Source organism: Catenulispora rubra (assembly GCF_015356825.1).
GTDB lineage: Bacteria > Actinomycetota > Actinomycetes > Streptomycetales > Catenulisporaceae > Catenulispora > Catenulispora rubra.
In genome coordinates, this window is sequence record NZ_JAACYW010000269.1 from 1 (window position 1) to 16,022 (window position 16,022).

Annotated in this window: 14 protein-coding genes and 1 pseudogene; 3 read left to right on the forward strand and 12 right to left on the reverse strand. The window is 71.0% G+C overall.

What is annotated here, in order from left to right:
• Positions 1-8: 8 nt before the first annotated feature.
• Complete coding sequence (locus GWK61_RS43165; protein ID WP_194917980.1) at positions 9-959, forward strand: hypothetical protein; 951 nt, start codon at positions 9-11, stop codon at positions 957-959.
• Between the two features lie 56 nt (positions 960-1,015).
• Here the strand turns inward: GWK61_RS43165 and GWK61_RS43170 are convergent, their stop codons facing one another.
• The 4 genes from GWK61_RS43170 to GWK61_RS43185 are packed head-to-tail and all read right to left on the reverse strand — an operon-like array spanning position 1,016 to position 5,002.
• The gene (locus GWK61_RS43170; protein ID WP_194917948.1) at positions 1,016-1,915 is read right to left on the reverse strand and encodes a metal ABC transporter permease; all 900 of its coding nucleotides are present in this window, start codon (positions 1,913-1,915) and stop codon (positions 1,016-1,018) included.
• Complete coding sequence (locus GWK61_RS43175; protein ID WP_194917950.1) at positions 1,912-2,814, reverse strand: metal ABC transporter permease; 903 nt, start codon at positions 2,812-2,814, stop codon at positions 1,912-1,914. Before GWK61_RS43175 ends, GWK61_RS43170 begins: the two co-directional genes overlap by 4 nt.
• Positions 2,804-4,006 carry a metal ABC transporter ATP-binding protein gene (locus tag GWK61_RS43180; protein ID WP_228563902.1) on the reverse strand — a complete coding sequence of 401 codons (1,203 nt, stop codon included), beginning with the start codon at positions 4,004-4,006 and terminating at the stop codon, positions 2,804-2,806. The genes GWK61_RS43175 and GWK61_RS43180 overlap by 11 nt, the downstream gene beginning before the upstream one ends.
• A gap of 33 nt (positions 4,007-4,039) precedes the next feature.
• A complete protein-coding gene (locus GWK61_RS43185) occupies positions 4,040-5,002 on the reverse strand; it encodes a metal ABC transporter solute-binding protein, Zn/Mn family (RefSeq protein ID WP_194917961.1) in 963 nt (320 codons plus the stop codon).
• 214 nt (positions 5,003-5,216) lie between these two features.
• On the opposite strand from GWK61_RS43185, the gene GWK61_RS43190 reads away from it, so the two are divergent.
• The gene (locus tag GWK61_RS43190) at positions 5,217-5,714 is read left to right on the forward strand and encodes a DinB family protein (RefSeq protein ID WP_194917964.1); all 498 of its coding nucleotides are present in this window, start codon (positions 5,217-5,219) and stop codon (positions 5,712-5,714) included.
• Here GWK61_RS43190 and yidC read toward each other — a convergent pair.
• The 8 genes from yidC to GWK61_RS43230 all read right to left on the reverse strand — a co-directional run bounded on the left by yidC (position 5,705) and on the right by GWK61_RS43230 (position 14,942).
• Positions 5,705-6,475 (reverse strand): membrane protein insertase YidC, encoded by a 771-nt coding sequence (yidC, locus tag GWK61_RS43195; RefSeq protein WP_194917966.1) that lies wholly within the window; start codon positions 6,473-6,475, stop codon positions 5,705-5,707. The genes GWK61_RS43190 and yidC overlap by 10 nt on opposite strands.
• Positions 6,476-6,557: 82 nt before the next feature.
• On the reverse strand, positions 6,558-6,854 hold the full coding sequence (locus tag GWK61_RS43200; RefSeq protein WP_228563906.1) for a DUF6412 domain-containing protein: 297 nt from the start codon (positions 6,852-6,854) through the stop codon (positions 6,558-6,560).
• A gap of 150 nt (positions 6,855-7,004) precedes the next feature.
• Positions 7,005-7,685 (reverse strand): hypothetical protein, encoded by a 681-nt coding sequence (locus GWK61_RS43205; protein ID WP_194917968.1) that lies wholly within the window; start codon positions 7,683-7,685, stop codon positions 7,005-7,007.
• On the reverse strand, positions 7,682-8,413 hold the full coding sequence (locus GWK61_RS43210) for a hypothetical protein (protein WP_194917969.1): 732 nt from the start codon (positions 8,411-8,413) through the stop codon (positions 7,682-7,684). Before GWK61_RS43210 ends, GWK61_RS43205 begins: the two co-directional genes overlap by 4 nt.
• Before the next feature lie 13 nt (positions 8,414-8,426).
• Entirely contained in the window at positions 8,427-9,863 is a 1,437-nt protein-coding gene (locus GWK61_RS43215; protein ID WP_194917971.1) for a WXG100 family type VII secretion target, read from the reverse strand.
• Between the two features lie 30 nt (positions 9,864-9,893).
• Positions 9,894-10,178: a hypothetical protein gene (locus GWK61_RS43220; protein ID WP_194917973.1), complete on the reverse strand. Its 285-nt coding sequence runs from the start codon at positions 10,176-10,178 to the stop codon at positions 9,894-9,896.
• Positions 10,178-14,602 (reverse strand): FtsK/SpoIIIE domain-containing protein, encoded by a 4,425-nt coding sequence (locus GWK61_RS43225; RefSeq protein ID WP_194917975.1) that lies wholly within the window; start codon positions 14,600-14,602, stop codon positions 10,178-10,180. Before GWK61_RS43225 ends, GWK61_RS43220 begins: the two co-directional genes overlap by 1 nt.
• Positions 14,603-14,642: 40 nt before the next feature.
• Positions 14,643-14,942, reverse strand: a complete 300-nt coding sequence (locus tag GWK61_RS43230) for a WXG100 family type VII secretion target (protein ID WP_194917977.1) — start codon at positions 14,940-14,942, stop codon at positions 14,643-14,645.
• 189 nt (positions 14,943-15,131) lie between these two features.
• Here GWK61_RS43230 and GWK61_RS43235 point away from each other — a divergent pair.
• Positions 15,132-16,022, forward strand: a pseudogene (locus tag GWK61_RS43235) (hypothetical protein); the annotation flags it as partial.

Below are 16,022 nucleotides of genomic sequence, written 5' to 3' on the forward strand. Positions count from 1 at the left end.
CCCTCACCGTGTCCGAGACCCCCGCTCCCCCGCCCGCGCCGCAGACCTCGCTGTTCGTCAACGGCTGGTTCCCGCGCCACCGCGCGCTGTGCTTCCTCGTCGGCGCGCTGGGCGGTTTCCTGTTGTCCTACCTGTGGTCCGCGTCGTTGGCGGACGAGACCATCGGCTTCAACTCCGCCGACGCGATGCTCGGCCACTCCGCGTCCACCGCCCCGATCGGCAGCATCGCCTCGGGCATCGTCTTCGCCTTCGTCTCCGGGCTGGCCGGGTCGTTCACCGCGTGCAACGTGGCGGTGTTCGGGGCGGTGGGACCGTTGGTGGGGCGCGCGGAGGGCCGGCGGACCAAGGTCCTGCAGACGCTGCGGCCGGTGGGGTGGCTGACCGTCGGCATGGTGCCGGTGTCGGCGCTGTACGGGGCGATCGTCGGCGTCGTCGGGACACGGATGCCGCAGTACTCGAACGCGGGCGGGCACGGGATCACGCCCCGGACCGCGCAGTCGATGATCGCGTTCGGGGTGGTCGGGGCGGTCATGATCGTCATGGGGCTGGCCGCGCTCGGCGTCGTCAAGGATCCGCTGGCGCGGGTGTCGCGACGCTTCCCGAACGCCCCGCTGGTCCTGATGGGAGTCCTGATCGGCGGGTTCCTGATCGGGCGGCCGTATCCGTTGTTCCGCAAGATGTTCCAGCACGCGGCGAACACCCACAACCCGCTCTACGGCGCGGTGGCGTTCACGTTGCAGTCCGTCGGCAACATCATCGTGATGGCGTTGCTGTTCCTGTTGCTGTCCTACGGCCTGGGCGGACGCGTCCAGCGCTATCTGGCCGCGAATCCGACCCGAGCCAGTGTCCTGACAGCGACCACGTTCCTGATCGCCGGCTTCTTCACGGTTCTGTACTGGGATGTTCGGGTCCTGCACCGCCTGAATTACTTGTGGTTCCCGACGCCGCCGTGGAGCTGATGGCAGTCCTCTGACACTCCCGACGGCCGGGAGGTCGGCCATCGGCGAGGGCTCGGTCAGACGGCGACGGTGGCTGGGGCGTGTGCAGCGGCTGCGGCGGCGGTCGTCGCGGACGCGGCCGTGGGCACGACAGCGCGGCGGCGGCTGAGCGAGCGGTAGATCATCGCCGCCGCGTACACGACGGTCGCGACCGCGGTGATCGAGAAGCTCGGCGGCATGCGCGGGATGAAGTACGCCAGCGTCAGGCCGACCCACATCTCCCCCACCGCCAGCGCGATCGCCAGGCCCAGGCCGCGGAACGGCCGGTCGGTGAGCACCAGCGCGGTGCCGGCCGGGGCCGCCACCAGGCCAAGCAGCAGCAGCGCGCCGACGGCCTGGGTGGCCTCGGCGGTGGCCGCGCCGACCAAGGCCAGGAACAAGAATCCCAGGACCCTGACAGGCACGCCGCGGGCAGCCGCCACGGCCTCGTCCAGCGTCGCGAACAGCAGCGGTCGGGCGATGAACAGCAGCACCGCGACCACGCCGACGCCGATCCACAGCGCGGTCTGCGCCTGGCTCGACGACAGGCCCAGGATCGAGCCGAACAGCACGTTGATCGTCGCCGAGCCGTTGCCGGAGCCGGAGCGGTCGGTGGTGTACATCGTCAGGAAGAAGACACCGAGGCCGAGGATCCAGGCGAAGACGTTGCCGATCACGACGTCGTCGGCACGTCCACGGCGGCCGAGCGCGCCCAGGAGCAGGGCCACGGCGATCGTCGCGACGAACAGGCCGATGCGCAGGTCGACGCCGAAGGCCAGGGCGGCGAGGGCGCCGGTGAACGCGACGTGCGACAGGGCGTCGCCGGTGAAGACCTGCGCGCGCAGCACGAGGAAGAACCCGACCGCGCCGCAGGCCGCCGCGATGCCGGTACCGCCGAGCAGCGCGTAGATCATGAAGGGATGGCTGAACATGCTCATGAGGCCCCCAGGACTTCTACGACGTGGCGGCGGCCGGTCCCGCGCCAGCGGGTCACGAAGCCGTAGACGTTCGCGAGGAGGTAGCACCCGAAGGCGAACGTGGTGATCCAGAACCCGATCGGGTAAGGCGAGAAGTACGCGGCGCCGAGACCGAACCAGGTCACGACGAGACCGAAGACCACGGACAGGATCAGGCTCAGCGCGGGGCGCGCGGTGAACCGCTGCGCGGTGGCGGCTGGCATCACCAGGAGCGCGAAGACCAGCAGCGAGCCGGTGATCTGCGAGACCTCGGCGGTGGTGGCGCCGAGCAGGACCAGGAACAGCACGCCGAGGGCCCGGGTCGGGACGCCACGCGCGGCGGCGACGGCCGGGTCGACGGAGGCGAACAGCAGGGGGCGTCCGATCAGGGCCATGGCGGCCAGGACCACGACGGCGACGACCGCGAGGACCGCTATGTCGCCGGGGGTGACGCCGAGGAAGCTGCCGAACAGCAGGGAGTTGACGCCGTTGAGGAAGCCCTTGTACAGGGCCACGAACAGCATTCCGCAGGCCAGGGTGAAGGACTGGACGATGCCGGTCAGCGCGGACTCCTCGGCCAGGCCGCCCTTGCCGTTGCGGGCCAGGGCCGCGATCACCGCGCCGGCGCCGACGCAGAAGCCGAAGTAGCCCCAGGAGGCGCTGACGCCGAGGAAGACGGCGGCCGCCGCGCCGGGGAAGCCGGCGAGGGCGACGGTGTGGCCGGCGAAGGTCTGGCGGCGCAGGACCATGAACCAGCCGACGACGGCGGCGAGGATGGCGACGATGGTGCCGGCTCGGTAGGCGTTGACCATCGAGTCCAGCTGCCACATCTGGTTGATGTCGGTGAGGGGGTTCCAGGACAGGCCGGAGTCAGCGGACATTGTCGGACCCCGATCGGGGGGCGGGGGGTGCTGGGGTGCTGGCGCCGGTGCTGGTTCCGGGTGCTGTTCCGGCTCCGGCACCGACATTAGCGCTGGGGGTGGCGCTGGCGGTGGCGCCGATGACGCGGCGGACGCCGGCCTGCGGGTCGTGCCGGTCGTATCCGTCGTGCCGGTCGGAGTGCAGGGCCGGGGCCTCGGGGCCGCCGACCACGACCAGCCGGCCGTCGGAGGCGCGCAGCACCTCGACCGGGGTGCGGAACAGGTTCGAGAGGGTCTCGGTGGTGATGACCTCCTCCGGGGTGCCGGAGGCGGCGCCGCCGTCGGCCAGGTACACGACCCGGTCGAGGTAGGGCAGGATCGGGTTCACGTCGTGGGCGACCATCACGACCGCGACGTCCTCGGAGCGCGATATGCGTCCGATCAGGGCCGCGACCGAGGCCTGGTTCGGCAGGTCCAGGGAGTCCAGGGGCTCGTCGAGGACCAGCAGCCGGGGGCGGCGGACCAGCGCCTGGGCGATCAGCAGGCGCTGCTGCTCGCCGCCGGAGCACTCGCCGATCGCGCGGTGCGCGTAGGCGGAGGCGCCGACCAGGTCGATGACCTCGCGGACGCGTTCCTGCTCGGCGCGGCGGCGGGCGCCGAAGCGGCGGGTGCCCGGGAGCGGGACGCCCCAGCGGTCGCCGTCCAGGCCGAGGCGGACGACGTCGACGCCGCGGATGCGGAGCGAGGCGTCGAAGGAGCGGCGCTGCGGGAGGTAGCCGATCTGCGCGCCGGCCGCGCCGGGGCGCTGGCCCAGGACGCGGACCTCGCCAGCGGCCGCGGGCAGGACGCCGAGCAGGACTTTGATGAGGGTGGACTTGCCGACGCCGTTGGGGCCCAGGACGGCGACGAACTCGCCGCAGTCGACGGTGAGGTCGACGCCGCCCCAGAGGGTGCGGCCGCCCACGGCGGCGGAGGCGCCGCGGAGTTCGACGACTGCTATGGGGATGTTGCCGGCGTTGCAGAGCTGGGTTTCCGGGGGCGCGACCTGCTCGGCGGTCGCGATGGTCGCTTTGTTCGCGACGGTCGCTGGGTTCGCGGCCGTCGCTGGGTTCGCGATGGTCGCTGAGTTCGCGACGTACTCGCCGTCGGGTGCCGCGGCGATCGCTTCAGAATTCGTATCCGTATCCGTACTCACTGCTTCCACCGCATCCATCGCCGTCATCGTCTCCGCCGCTTCGTACTGTTCTTACCGGCCCGTCGCCTGTGCCAGCGCCGCCTTCAGCCCCTGCAATTCCCCGACCATCCAGTCCTGGAAGGTAGCGGACGCCGGTGCGAGGGTCTCCGTCACGGTGGTCACCGGGATGCCGGCGGCCTTGGCCTCGGCGACCTGAGCGGCGATGTCCGGCGTGGAGTTCTGGGAGTTGTAGACGTAGACCTTGATCTGCTTGCCCTTGATCTGGCCGTCGATGGCGGTCTTGTCGGCGACCGAGGGGTCGGTGCCCTCGGAGATGTCCTTGAGGAAGGAGTAGGGCGTGAGCATCTTCAGTCCGAGGGCCTCGGCGAGCGGGGAGACGATGGACTCCGAGGCGCCGATCGGGACGCCGGCGTACTTGGTCTTGATGTCGGACTCGAGCTGGTTGTAGCTGGCCAGCGTGGTGGTCTCGAAGGTCTGCTTCTGGGCGTCGAAGTAGGCGGCGTCGGCCGGGTCCAGCTTCTTGTACTCGGCGACGATCGCGTCGATGACCTTGTAGACACTGTCGTGGGAGTACCACTGGTGCGGGTTGTCGCCGTCCTTGAGCCCGACGACGTCGCCGACGGTCAGCACCTCGCGGCCGGAGGCGGGGTTGGCCTTGACCAGGCCGGGAGCCCAGGAGGTGTCGTAGCCGACGCCGTTCTGGACGAACAGCTGCGCGCCGGAGATGAGCTTGGCGTCGTTGGGGGTCGCCTCGTAGGAGTGCGGGTCGGTGTCGGGGTTGGTGATGATCGACGTCTCGGTGACGTGCGACCCGCCGAGCTGCAGGGCGACCGAACCCCAGAAGTTCTCCGCGGCGACCACCGCGATCTTCGCCGACGACTGGACGGCACCGGCGGGCTGGCTCGCGGGAGCCGCCGACTTGGTCGAGCACCCGGCAGTCAGCGCCGCCGCCGCACCGATGGCCAACACGCCTCCGGTGACGCGCTTCAGGCTCTTGGTCATGCTCTGGGCCATGCTGAGCCCCCCTCCTTGATGATGAAAACCGTTTTCAAGTCCCGATAAGGGAAGCATATGAAAATCGTTTCCAGTTGGCAAGGTCACCAGAAGTGACGACGGGGCCACGGCGAGGGCGGCGAGGGTTCGCGGGGCACGGCCGGCGAGAAGGCAGGTGCGGGTCGGGCCGCGCGGTCGGGCCTCCCCGTCGGCGGGCTCCTCTAAAGTTCGGCGGGTGAGCGATGAGCGCGCGAATCTTCTTCGGTACCTGCGTAGTCAGCGTGAGCATGTGCTTGGGGCGCTGGAGGCGTTGGATGAAGAGGCTTTGCGGCGGCCGGTGCTGCCTTCGGGGTGGACGTGTCTGGCGTTGGTGAGTCATCTCACCTACGACGACGAGCGCTTCTGGTTCCGGGGCGTCATTGGGCAGGATCCGGAGGTCATTGCTGCGGTGGAGCGGCGGGAGCCCGGTGGGTGGCAGCTTGATGCTGGGCTGGGGGCCGAGGAGGTTTTTGCGCGGTATCGGGCGGAGGCTGCGTTGGCTGATGCCGTGTTGAGCGAGTGCGATCTCGATGCGGCCCCTGTGTGGTGGCCGGAGTATGTGTTCGGTGAGTGGCGGTTGGACTCCGTGCGCCAGATCGTCCTGCACCACATCACCGAGACCGCGACGCATGCCGGGCATCTGGATGTGGTGCGGGAGCTGATCGACGGCGCACAGTGGATCGTTCAGGACTGAGTCGGCTGGAGCAGGCGCCGTCGCTCCACCAGCGTCCAGAGGGTCGTGGTCGCGACGTAGAGGCTGCTGGCCAGCGGGAGCACGAACGCCCCGAGGACCGTGAAGTACGGCAGCAGGGCCATCAGCTTCGTGAGGCCGGCTGTCGGCGCTCCGGCGGCAGGCGCGCCGAAGGCAGCGGCGTCGCCTGCGGTGCTCTGCCGCATCCGGCGCGAGGACCACGTGGCGAGCGCCGCCAGTGCGGCGAGCAGGGCTGCGAAGACCGCGACGTGGCCGAGCAACGCCGATGAGCCGGCGGCGTTGAACGAGTCGCGGAAGTCGGAGCCGAGGCCGACGCCGAACAACTGGTCGGTGAGCAGCCCGTTGTGGTGCCCGCCGATCGTCGGCGACACGAACAGCCGGTACACCACGAAGAACACCGGGAGCTGCACCAGCCCGAGGCCGATCCCGGGCACCAGCTTCACGCCGTTGGCCCGGTACAGCTCGACGGTCTCGCGCTGCGCACGCAACGGGTCGTGCTTGTACTTGCGCTGGAGCTTCTGCACAGCCGGTGCCAGCGCGGCGCGACCCTTCTGCGAAGCCAGCTGAGCGTTCATCTGCACACGGTTCAGCGGGTGCAGGCAGAGGCGGACGGCGGCGGTGAACATGACGATCGCCACCGCCGGTCCCAAGCCGCCGAGCACGGGGACGAGCATGACCGACAGCCCCGTGACGGCGTGGTACGCGGCGACGATGGCAGGCGTGAGCAACGAGTAGAACGGCATGGTGGACGAACCCTTCGGGACATCTTGCGGATGAATGAGATCAGCGAGATGGACCGTGCGGCCGGTGAAATGGCTCAGCCGGTCAGACGGTCACAGGGTTCATTCCTGGCGCTCGTGGATGAGGCTTGCCGGCCGCGTCGGGGTCGCGTTGCGGCAGGAACGCGGTGTCGCGCAGGGAGGAACGCGCGGCGGCGGCGGTCTGCGCGGCCATCGTGGTCCCGGCCATCAGCACCGCGAACGCACTGCACCGCAGTGCGGCGGCGAGCAGGGTCAGGGCGGTCGCCGACGCGACGAGCACAGCCGTGTTCTGGCCGCCGAACAGCACCAGGAGCGTGACGAACGCGGCGAGCAGGCTCGCGGCGGTCGCTCCTCGATGCATCACAGAGGTCAGGGTACAACTGCGACCGGAACTGTGAAGAGCTCAGCCTCGCCGCGCAACCCTCGCACGCGCCGGGCACCGGCTCCGATCCAGGTACAGCGCGCCGGGGCCCAACGCCGACCGAGCAAGCCGAACCGCAGCCCGTCAAGATCAAGCCGTCTGCGGCTCGGGAACCCCCTCCAGCTCCTCCACGGTCGCCGCGACCATAGCCAGCACCTCGTCCTGAGTCGGCGCAGCATCGCGCTCCACCCAGCGCAGCGTGGAGACGATCGTGTCGAACAGGAACACGATCCCGCGCACGACCGGATCCTCGACATCGTCCCCGGCCACCACCGAGAACGTCACCAGCCCCCACACCCCCGCACGCTCCGGATGCGGCAGGTAGTACGACACCCGCACCGCCGCCGTCTCCTTGCCGTACATCTCCTGCCGGATCACCGCCGTGATCCGGGCCGCGGTGGAGCCGCCGACGTCCAGGCACGAGCCGTCCGGCCCGGCGTCGTCCAGGATCGAGGCCAGCAGCTGCTCAGGGTCCTGCGGATCCTGGTCCTCCAGGATCGTCAGCAGCAGCGAGCCCGGGATCCGCGTCCCGTTGAACTCCCGCAGCGGCAGCACCACCCAGCGTGCGCCGTTGCGGCTGGCCTCGTCGGTCGCGGCGGTCAGCTGCTTGCGCAGTTCGCGGCGCCAGGGTTCGGCGCTGTCGCGCGGCAGCGTGGCCGGCAGGGCGCGCGTGATGATGCGGTCGATGGCCCACTTCCGCACGCGCTCGGTGTCGGGGGCCGTGGGCAGCACGGCCCAGCCGGCCGGCAGTACCAGTTCGACGTCGATCATCGGGCTGCCCCCTGCGGAGTCAGAGCCGGAGTGCTGATCGGCTTCGGGTTCTCAGCGATCTGCTGCATCAGCACCTCCACACCGGGGCCGATCAGCCCCAGCAGTTGCAGGTCCATCACACGGGTGGTGAGCAGCACGTCCACCCGCGCCGCCGGGCGGTCCCCGTCGGCCGGCCAGTCCAGCCGCATCGCCGCGTCGAGGCGGCCGTAGGCGAGGTGGTCGGGGGTGCGCTGGACGCTGAGCACCCGCAATCCGTCGCCGTGCGGCGTGGTGACGTACTCGATCTGCCGGTCGGCGACGCCGTCGGCGCCGGCCTCGGCGGAAGAACCCGCGCCGACCAGCTCCATCAGGTAGATCGGGTCGTCGGCGACCGGCGCCCGGTACTCGACCACCACCGGCACCGGCGACCAGCGCGGCCAGCCCTGGACAAAGGCGGTGCCCCACGCCATGCGCTGCCAGTCCGGGAGGGTGGCGGCGCGGTCGGTGAGCCAGCGCGCGATGCCGCGGCCGACGTTGTCGGCGGTGAACGGGTAGTCCTCGGGCAGGCCGCCCTCGGCGGTCCAGCTCGTGCGGAAGCCCTCGTCCCAGCCGTCGCGGGTCCATTCGTCGAACATCTCGACCACGTGGTCGGCCCAGGCCAGCTGTTGCTCCTCAGTCGCGTCCGGTTCGGGGACGCCGCCCCAGAACCAGGGCACGGTGATCTCGGCCGTCTCGTCGTCCACTGTCATGGCCGTCGCCTCCTCACGGATTCACTGCGGGAATCAGGCCGGATTCCCGGCCGCCGGTGTAGGAGATCCCGATGCCCAGGCCGAACAGCCCGTTGAAGCCGCCCCAGACGTACCAGGCCGGATTCATCTTGCCGCCGACCGCGCCGAGCACCCCGGACAGCCCCTTGTAGCCGCTCCAGCCGCCGAGCACGCCGGCCCAGTCGGCGATGCTCTTCAGCGGGTTGGTGCCCAGGCCCTTCCACATGTTCCAGGCGTCGCCGATCTGTTTGCCGGCCGAGCCCCAGAAGCCGATCTCGGGCTGGGAGCCCATCATGCTGCCGAACCGGCCCCAGTCGCCGGGCAGCTTCCCCAGCTGACCGCCGAGCCAGCCCAGGGCCTTGTTGGTGACCGGGTTGTTGTACCAGTCGGACATGTGGTCCCACTTGGAGGCCGCGTTGGTCACCGGGTCGATCAGGAACTGGTCGTTCATGGTCGACGGCGCCGGCCCGATGGGCCGCAGCGGGATGTGGTCCAACGCCCCGCCGAAGGTGTTGTCGGCGAAGCCGAGCTGCGGCGCGCCCGGTCGGCCGGTGAGCCCCGCGAGCGCCTTGGCGTCGGAGGACAGACCCTTCGCGAGCTGGGAGGCGCCGATCCCGATGAAGCCCAGCCCCAGTCCGACCGCGCCGAAGACCACGTCCAGCAGACTGCCTTTGCCGTCGGCGTACAGGATCGAGTTGACGATGAGCGCGGCGGCGCCGACCACCACCCCGGCCAGGACCACCACATCAAGTCCCGGGATCAGCAGCGCGATCGCGCCGAGGGCCATGCCGATGTAGCCGAGGATCTTGCTGAACCAGCCCAGGATCTCGTCCATCTTGTCTTTCCAGGTATCGCTGAGCCCGTCGTGGTAGTTCTTGCTGTTGACGGCGTCACCGAACCGCTTTCCGGCCGTGTTGAGCTGGTCCAGGGCATTGTTCAGGCGGTTCTTGGCGGCGCTGAGGGCGTCGTTGGCCTGGTTCTCGGCTTTGGTCTTGTCAGTGCCCTTCTGCTGTTCGGTCGGCGAGACAGAGCCGTCGGAGGCCTTCTGCGGGTCCGGCATGGAGCTGGCCTGTTTCTGGTCGCCGGCGGCCGTGTTCGCGTCGTTCAGCGCCCCGGCGGTCTCGTCCAGGCCGTGCTGGAGTTCGGGCTCGTAGATCTTGATCTGGTCGGCGACGTCGTGGTAGCGGACGCCGGCCTTCTGCAGCTTGTCGTGCAGCGCCCCGGCGGTCTTGCGCAGGCCGTCGATGTACTGGCCGACCAGGCCTTCGGCGTTGTCGTCCATCACCTTCTGCAGCCGGGACACGGCGTCGTCGATGGTGGTGGCGATGTTCTGGTAGCGCTGCTGGGCCGAGGCCACGACGTCCGGATCGGCGTAGACCGGGTCCGAGCCCAGGCCCAGCGCCTCCCAGCTGCCGAGGTTGCGGATGCTCACGGTTCCTCCTGCCGGCTCACGACTGCTGGTTCACGACTGCTGGTTCAGGCTGTCGTGCAGTTGCTGGTCGGCCTGCTGCCAGGCCTGGTTGACCTTGTCGACCGAGTCCCGCAGCGACTTCATGTCCTTGACCATCCCGTCGCGGTGGATGCGCCAGTTGGCGGCGAAGTCGCCCATCGACAGGTTCGCGTTGTGCTGCCCCCACAGGCCTTTGTCGTCGTTCTGGAGGTCCAGCGCGCCCTCGAACTCGCCGATCAGGGAATTGAGATCGTTGACCAGGCTCACCAGGTCGTCGCGGACGATGAGGTCGGCCATCAGCCCTCCTTGGATTTCAGCGTGGGGATCTGCGCGGTGACGAGGACACCGTCGCCGAGGTGGACCAGGCAGGCGCCGGGCACCACGCGCGGCGCCAGCTGCGAGCGGGCCAGCCGGATGCCGACCAGGTCGCCGTTGCTCAGCTCCGGCGGGGACAGCAGCGCCCCGCGCCGGTTCTTCTTCACCTCGGCCTGCCAGCCGGAGAAGCCCATCGCGACCGAGCCGATCTCGCCGCCCAGGATCAGGCCGCGCCGGCGGCCCGAACCGGTGCGGACGTAGGCGCGCAGCCATTCGCGGGCCCGGCACTCGCGCCAACCCTCGCCGTCGTCGAGGATCAGCACCACGGGGCCCTCGCCGGGGTCGAGCAGCGCGGCCAGCTCCTCCTCGGTCGGGTCCGGGGCGTTCACGACGCCGCGCACGCCCGGACGGCCGGCCAACGCGGTCAGCGGCGACACGCTCGGCACGCCGATCACGATCTCCGCGCCGGTGCGCAGCAGCGATTCGGCCATCACCGCGAGCGCCGTGCTGCGGCCGGAGCCGGAGGGCCCGGCGATCAGGAACGTCGGCCGGTCCTCGAACAGCGCCGCGCCGACCGGTTCCAGCTCGTCGCCGCCGACGCCGAGCAGCGCCCACGGCTGCTGTGCCTCCCCGCGACCTGCCTCGCTCGCATCGCGCTCGTCCTGCAGATATCCCCAGGCCTCTTCGAAGGTCAGCTGCGCGGGCAGCACCGCGATCCGTCCCGGTCGCAGGCTCTTCGGCACGTCGGCCTCGCGCTCGCCGAGCCGGGAGGCCAGCGCGCGCAGCGCGGCGACCTGAGCGGGTCCCGAAGGGTCGGCGGCGACCAGCGCGACCTGAGTCTCGACCGCGCCGGCCGAGCGGTAGCCGCGGCCGGGCGGCATGTTGTCCGGGATGGTGCGCGGGTTCAGGCCGACCAGCGAGTAGTCGGAGCGGTCGGGCAGTCGCAGCACCAGCTTGTCCTCGGTCAGGGAGCTGATACGGCCGGACATCAGGGTGCGGTCGCCGGCGATCACCACGTGCACGCCGACGCTGGCGCCCTCGCGCATCAGGGTGTGGATGACGTCGGTCAGCGAGCCGTTGTCGTGCTCGCTGAGCGTGCCCATGAAGCCCTCCCAGCGGTCCAGCAGCAGCAGGATGTGCGGCAGCCGTTCGTCCGGGGCACTGGCCTGGCGCTGCTCGGTGACGTCGGCGAAGCCGCCCTCGCCGAGGATCCGCTGCCGGTTCATCACCTCGCTGTGCAGCCGCTTGAGCAGCCGGGAGGCGCGTTCGGTCTCCGAGCGCTGCACGATCGCGCCGCAGTGCGGGAACTTGCTCAGCGGCAGCAGCGCGCCGTTGCCGCAGTCCAGTCCGTACAGGTGCAGGTCGGGCACGGAGGCCGCGCTGGCCGCGGCGGCGGCGATGGTGCGCAGCGCCTGCGACCGGCCCGAGCGGGGAGCGCCGATGATGTGCAGGTGGCCGAAGGTGGCCAGGTCGAAGGTGACCGGTTCTTGTTGCTGGGCCGCCGGGAGGTCCTGGATGGCCCAGGAGAACACCGGCTCGCCGGAGTCGGAGGCGGTCGGTTCGGCGGCGAGGTCCACGACCGGGGCGCCGGGCAGCGGCGGCAGCCAGGGCCGGCGCTGTTCGGGCAGGCCGAGCAGATCAGTGGTCTGACGCAGGGCGGAGACCAGGACCGACAGGTCGGTGACCACATCGGTCTCGGCGGCCGCGGCGGGCCGCTCGGGCGCCGGACGGCCCAGGTCCAGCCAGCCGACGGGGCGCAGGAACGGTGCGGGGGCGGCGACGGAGCGGTCTTTGCTGGGGCGCCGTCCGCCGACCCGGCCGGTCTGGAACGGCAGCAGGGAGCTGTGGCCGAGACGTGCGTAGGCGCGGCCGGGGTGGGCCTGGGAGATGTTCGCGGCGTCGCGGGCGTCGATGACGTCGGCGCTCTCCCCCGCGTCGGTGACGCGCAACGCCACCCGCAGGTTGGTGTTGGCGCGGATCTCGGCGGAGACCACGCCGGAGGGCCGCTGCGTGGCCAGGATCAGGTGGATGCCCAGGGACCGGCCGCGCTGGGCGACGTTCACCAGGCCGGTGACGAAGTCCGGCAACTCGCGGACCATCGAGGCGAACTCGTCGATCACGATCAGCAGCCGCGGGATCGGGGCCAGCTCGGGGCGCCGGGTGGCGTAGTCGAGGTAGTCCTCCAGGTCCTTGGCGCCGGCCGCGGCCAGGAGCCGCTCGCGGTGCGTCAGCTCGGCGCCCAGGGAGGTGAGCGCGCGCTCGACCAGGTGGGTGTCCAGGTCGGTGACCATGCCGACGGTGTGCGGCAGCTCGACGCAGTCCTTGAACGCGGCGCCGCCCTTGTAGTCGACGAGTACGAAGGTCATCGCGTCGGGGCGGTTGGCCACCGCCAGCGAGGCGACCAGGCTCTGCAAGAACTCTGATTTACCCGAGCCGGTGGTCCCGGCGACCAGGCCGTGCGGGCCGTGTGCGACCAGGTCCAGGGCGAAGGGGCCGTCCAGGGACGCGCCGATGACCGCCTTGGTGCTGCGGCCGGAGGCCTGCCAGCGTCCGCTGATCGCCGCCGGGCTCGGGTCGCGCAGGTCCAGCAGGTCCAGCAGGCGCGCCGAGTCCGGCAGCGCCACGCCGCCGGCCACCTCGCTGACGTCGCGCAGCGGCGCCAGGCGGCGGCCGACCACGGGATACCAGTCGGCGCTCACGTCGTCGGCGAGGATCGGCTCGATCAGCGCGGCGCGCTGCTGGCGCAGGCCGACCGGCCGGCCGGGGATGCCGCCGGCCAGGATCGTGGTGCACTCCTCGGGCAGGGTGCGCTCGTCGGCGTCGACGCAGATGCTGTAGACGCCGACCGCGGGGCCCTCGCGCAGGACGGTGACGACACCGGGCAGCGCGCGCAGCCGCAGCGCGCCGTCGAGCACGACCACCACGTCCGGATCGACGCGGACCGCGCCGGCGCCGGAGTCCAACCGGGACCGCTGCCGGGCCGCGATGAGGTCTCCGAGCTCTGCGACGCGGTGGCTCAGCGTCTCGGCGTCCGCACCGACGAGTGTCAGGGCTCGTTGTCCCAGGCTCGGCCGGGCGTGCGGGAGCCAGGTGGCCCAGTCCCACAGGCTGTCGCCGGCCGGGTCGGTCAGGACGTAGAGCTGAAGGTCGCGCGGGCTTTGCAACACTGCGACCTGGCCGACCAGCCAGCGGGCCATCTGCCGCGGCCACTCCCCGCGTCCGGCCACGCCGACGACGCCGGCCTGCGCGATGGAGAACGCCGCCGGGGCGTCGTGCGCGGCGCGGTACTGCGAGGTGCGCTGGGCTCCGTCGACCTGCTCGACGACGACCGAGCTGTCCAGATCGGCCAGACCGACCCGGACCAGCAGATGGTCGGGGTCGCTGCGGCGCCGTTCCCACAGCCGGCTGCGCGGGCCGGTGGCGATCAGCAGCAGTTCGGCGGCGTCCGGGCTGGAGGCCCGCAGCCGCAGGCGTTCCTGCTCCATCGCGCGGCCGATGTCCTGTTCGGCGGCGGCCAGCCGCTCGACGTACTCGGCCTGGATCCGGCGCTGGCCGATCTTGCCGGTGCGGCGGCCGTTGAGCCAGTTGCCGACCATCATCACCGGCGAGAACCCGGCCATCAGCAGATAGCTGGAGTTGTGCATCACCGTCATCATCACCAGGCCGAGGCCGGCCGGCAGCAGCGCGGTGATCCACGGCAGCGGGCTCGGGCGGGCCGGCGACGGCTCGGCGGGGAGCCGGAAGGAGGTGCGGTCTGGCGGCGGCAGCAGCCGCGGCGGCCGGTTGTAGTCGAGCCATTCGCCTTCCGGCGAGACCTCGATCATCGCGTCGGGCTGGCGGACGGCGGCTTGTTCGTACCTGCTGTCGCCGATCCGCAGCGCCGTGGTCTCGGGCCAGACGGTCTCGGCGTCGGGCAGCGGGACGCGGTCCAGTTCCGGCGGCTCGCGCAGGGCGACGGGCCGGATCATGACCGAGGCGTCCAGGCTCACCCGGACCGTCGCGACGACGCCGGGCTGCTCCGAGCCCAGCCGGACCGCGCACGACGGGTCCGAGCCGATCTGGTGCACGCCGGCGTTCAGATGCCAGACCCGGCCGCTGTCCAGGCCGGCGACGGCGCGGACGGTGACCAGGCCGGAGGCGGCGCTCTGGCTGCTCTGGCCGGGCGCGCCGAGCCAGAGGACCGCGCCGTCGTGGATGCCGGCGGCGCCGAGCGGGGCGGACAGGTCGAGGCGGACGCCGTCAAGGAAGACCGCCTCTTCGGCGCCGCGCGCGACGTCCGCGCCGACCGCGCCGACCGCGTCCAGCAGTCCCTTGACGACGTCCCGGACCGGCGTCGCGGGATCGGCGTCCACCACGACGTCGTGAGCCGGTCCTGCGGGCCGGGCCACGGTGATCATCATGCGCATGGCGGTCGCCTCCCACGAATCCTGATTCAGCCGGTCCGGTTCACTTCTGCGGCAGCGACTGGGCCATCTGCGTGTCCATGTCCTGCATCGCGGAGACGGCCTTGTCGAGCCACTGCGAGAGCTGGTCCAGCGAGTCCATCAGCTGGCCGGCGGAGGTCACGAACTCGTTGTGCACCTCGTCGAACCGGCCGGAGGCCTGGTCGGTGACGAAACCGCTGGCGGTCAGCTGGTCGACGATGCTCTTGCACTCGGCGATCTTGGAGTCGATGTCCGCCTTGTCGTTGCGCATCCGGCTCGCGGCGTCCGACATCTCCCCGTAGGTGACGTTGAGGTTCGGCATCGGTGGATGCTCCCTTCGAAGTGGTCTGGGCTGACACCGCCTCACGCTAGGCGCGGCGTCCGGCCGCGAGCCAGCCTCTGGCCTGCGGCTATGGGCCCAGGGACCCAGGGCCCTGCGTTGACACCCCGCACCAAGCGGGCCAACGATTCACCCGTCGAAGAACGCCCCGCCGCACCCGAGGAGACGCAGATGTCGGTGAACAGAGCGGGGCAGGCCGCGGGCAAACACTGGCGACGCCGCACCCTGACGTCCGTCATCGCGGCCGCGCTCGTCCTGCTGGCCGGACCCCGACCGGCGACCGCAGCAGCCAAGGCGCCGCCACCGATCGTGAAGTACTACGCCGTGTCCAGCAGCTACCAGGGGCAGCCCGAGTTCCTGTACGAGATCGCGCAGCGGTACCTGCACAACGGGAACCGCGCCACGGACATCTTCAACCTGAACAAGGGCCGTCAGGAGCCTGACGGCAAGACGATGACCGACGCGACGAAGATCTCCCCCGGCTGGCTGCTGCGGCTGCCGGACGACGCCTACGGGGACGGCGTCGCCTACGGCGTGATGCCCACGGTGCACATCGACCCCAACGGCACGCCGACGAAGTACTGCTGGATCGCCAACACCTACCAGGGCAAGCCGGACACCCTGGCGATGGTCGCGCAGCGGTTCCTCGGGACCCAGAACCGGACCGGGGACATCGTCACGCTGAACCAGGGGCGCAAGGAGCCCGACGGCAAGATCCTGAAGGACCCGACGAAGCTCGACCCGGGCTGGCTCGTGGCGCTGCCCGAGGACGCCGAGGGCGACGGACTCATCGCCGGACCGCTGCCGACGTACGCGGGATCGGGCTCCGGATCGGGATCCGGGCCGGGCCAGCCGCCGGCGTCTCAAGGTTCTACTTCCGCGGCCCCACCCTCCGCCTCGGTCAGCGCTCCGGACGTGTCTCAGAGTGCTGCCGCGCCAGCCCCCTCGGCGTCCACGAAGTCCTCCAGCAACCCGCTGCCGCTGATCCTCGCGATCGTGCTGCCGCTGCTGCTCATAGCCGCTGCGGCGTGGTGGGCACTGCGCGCCGGCCTGTTCTCGAAG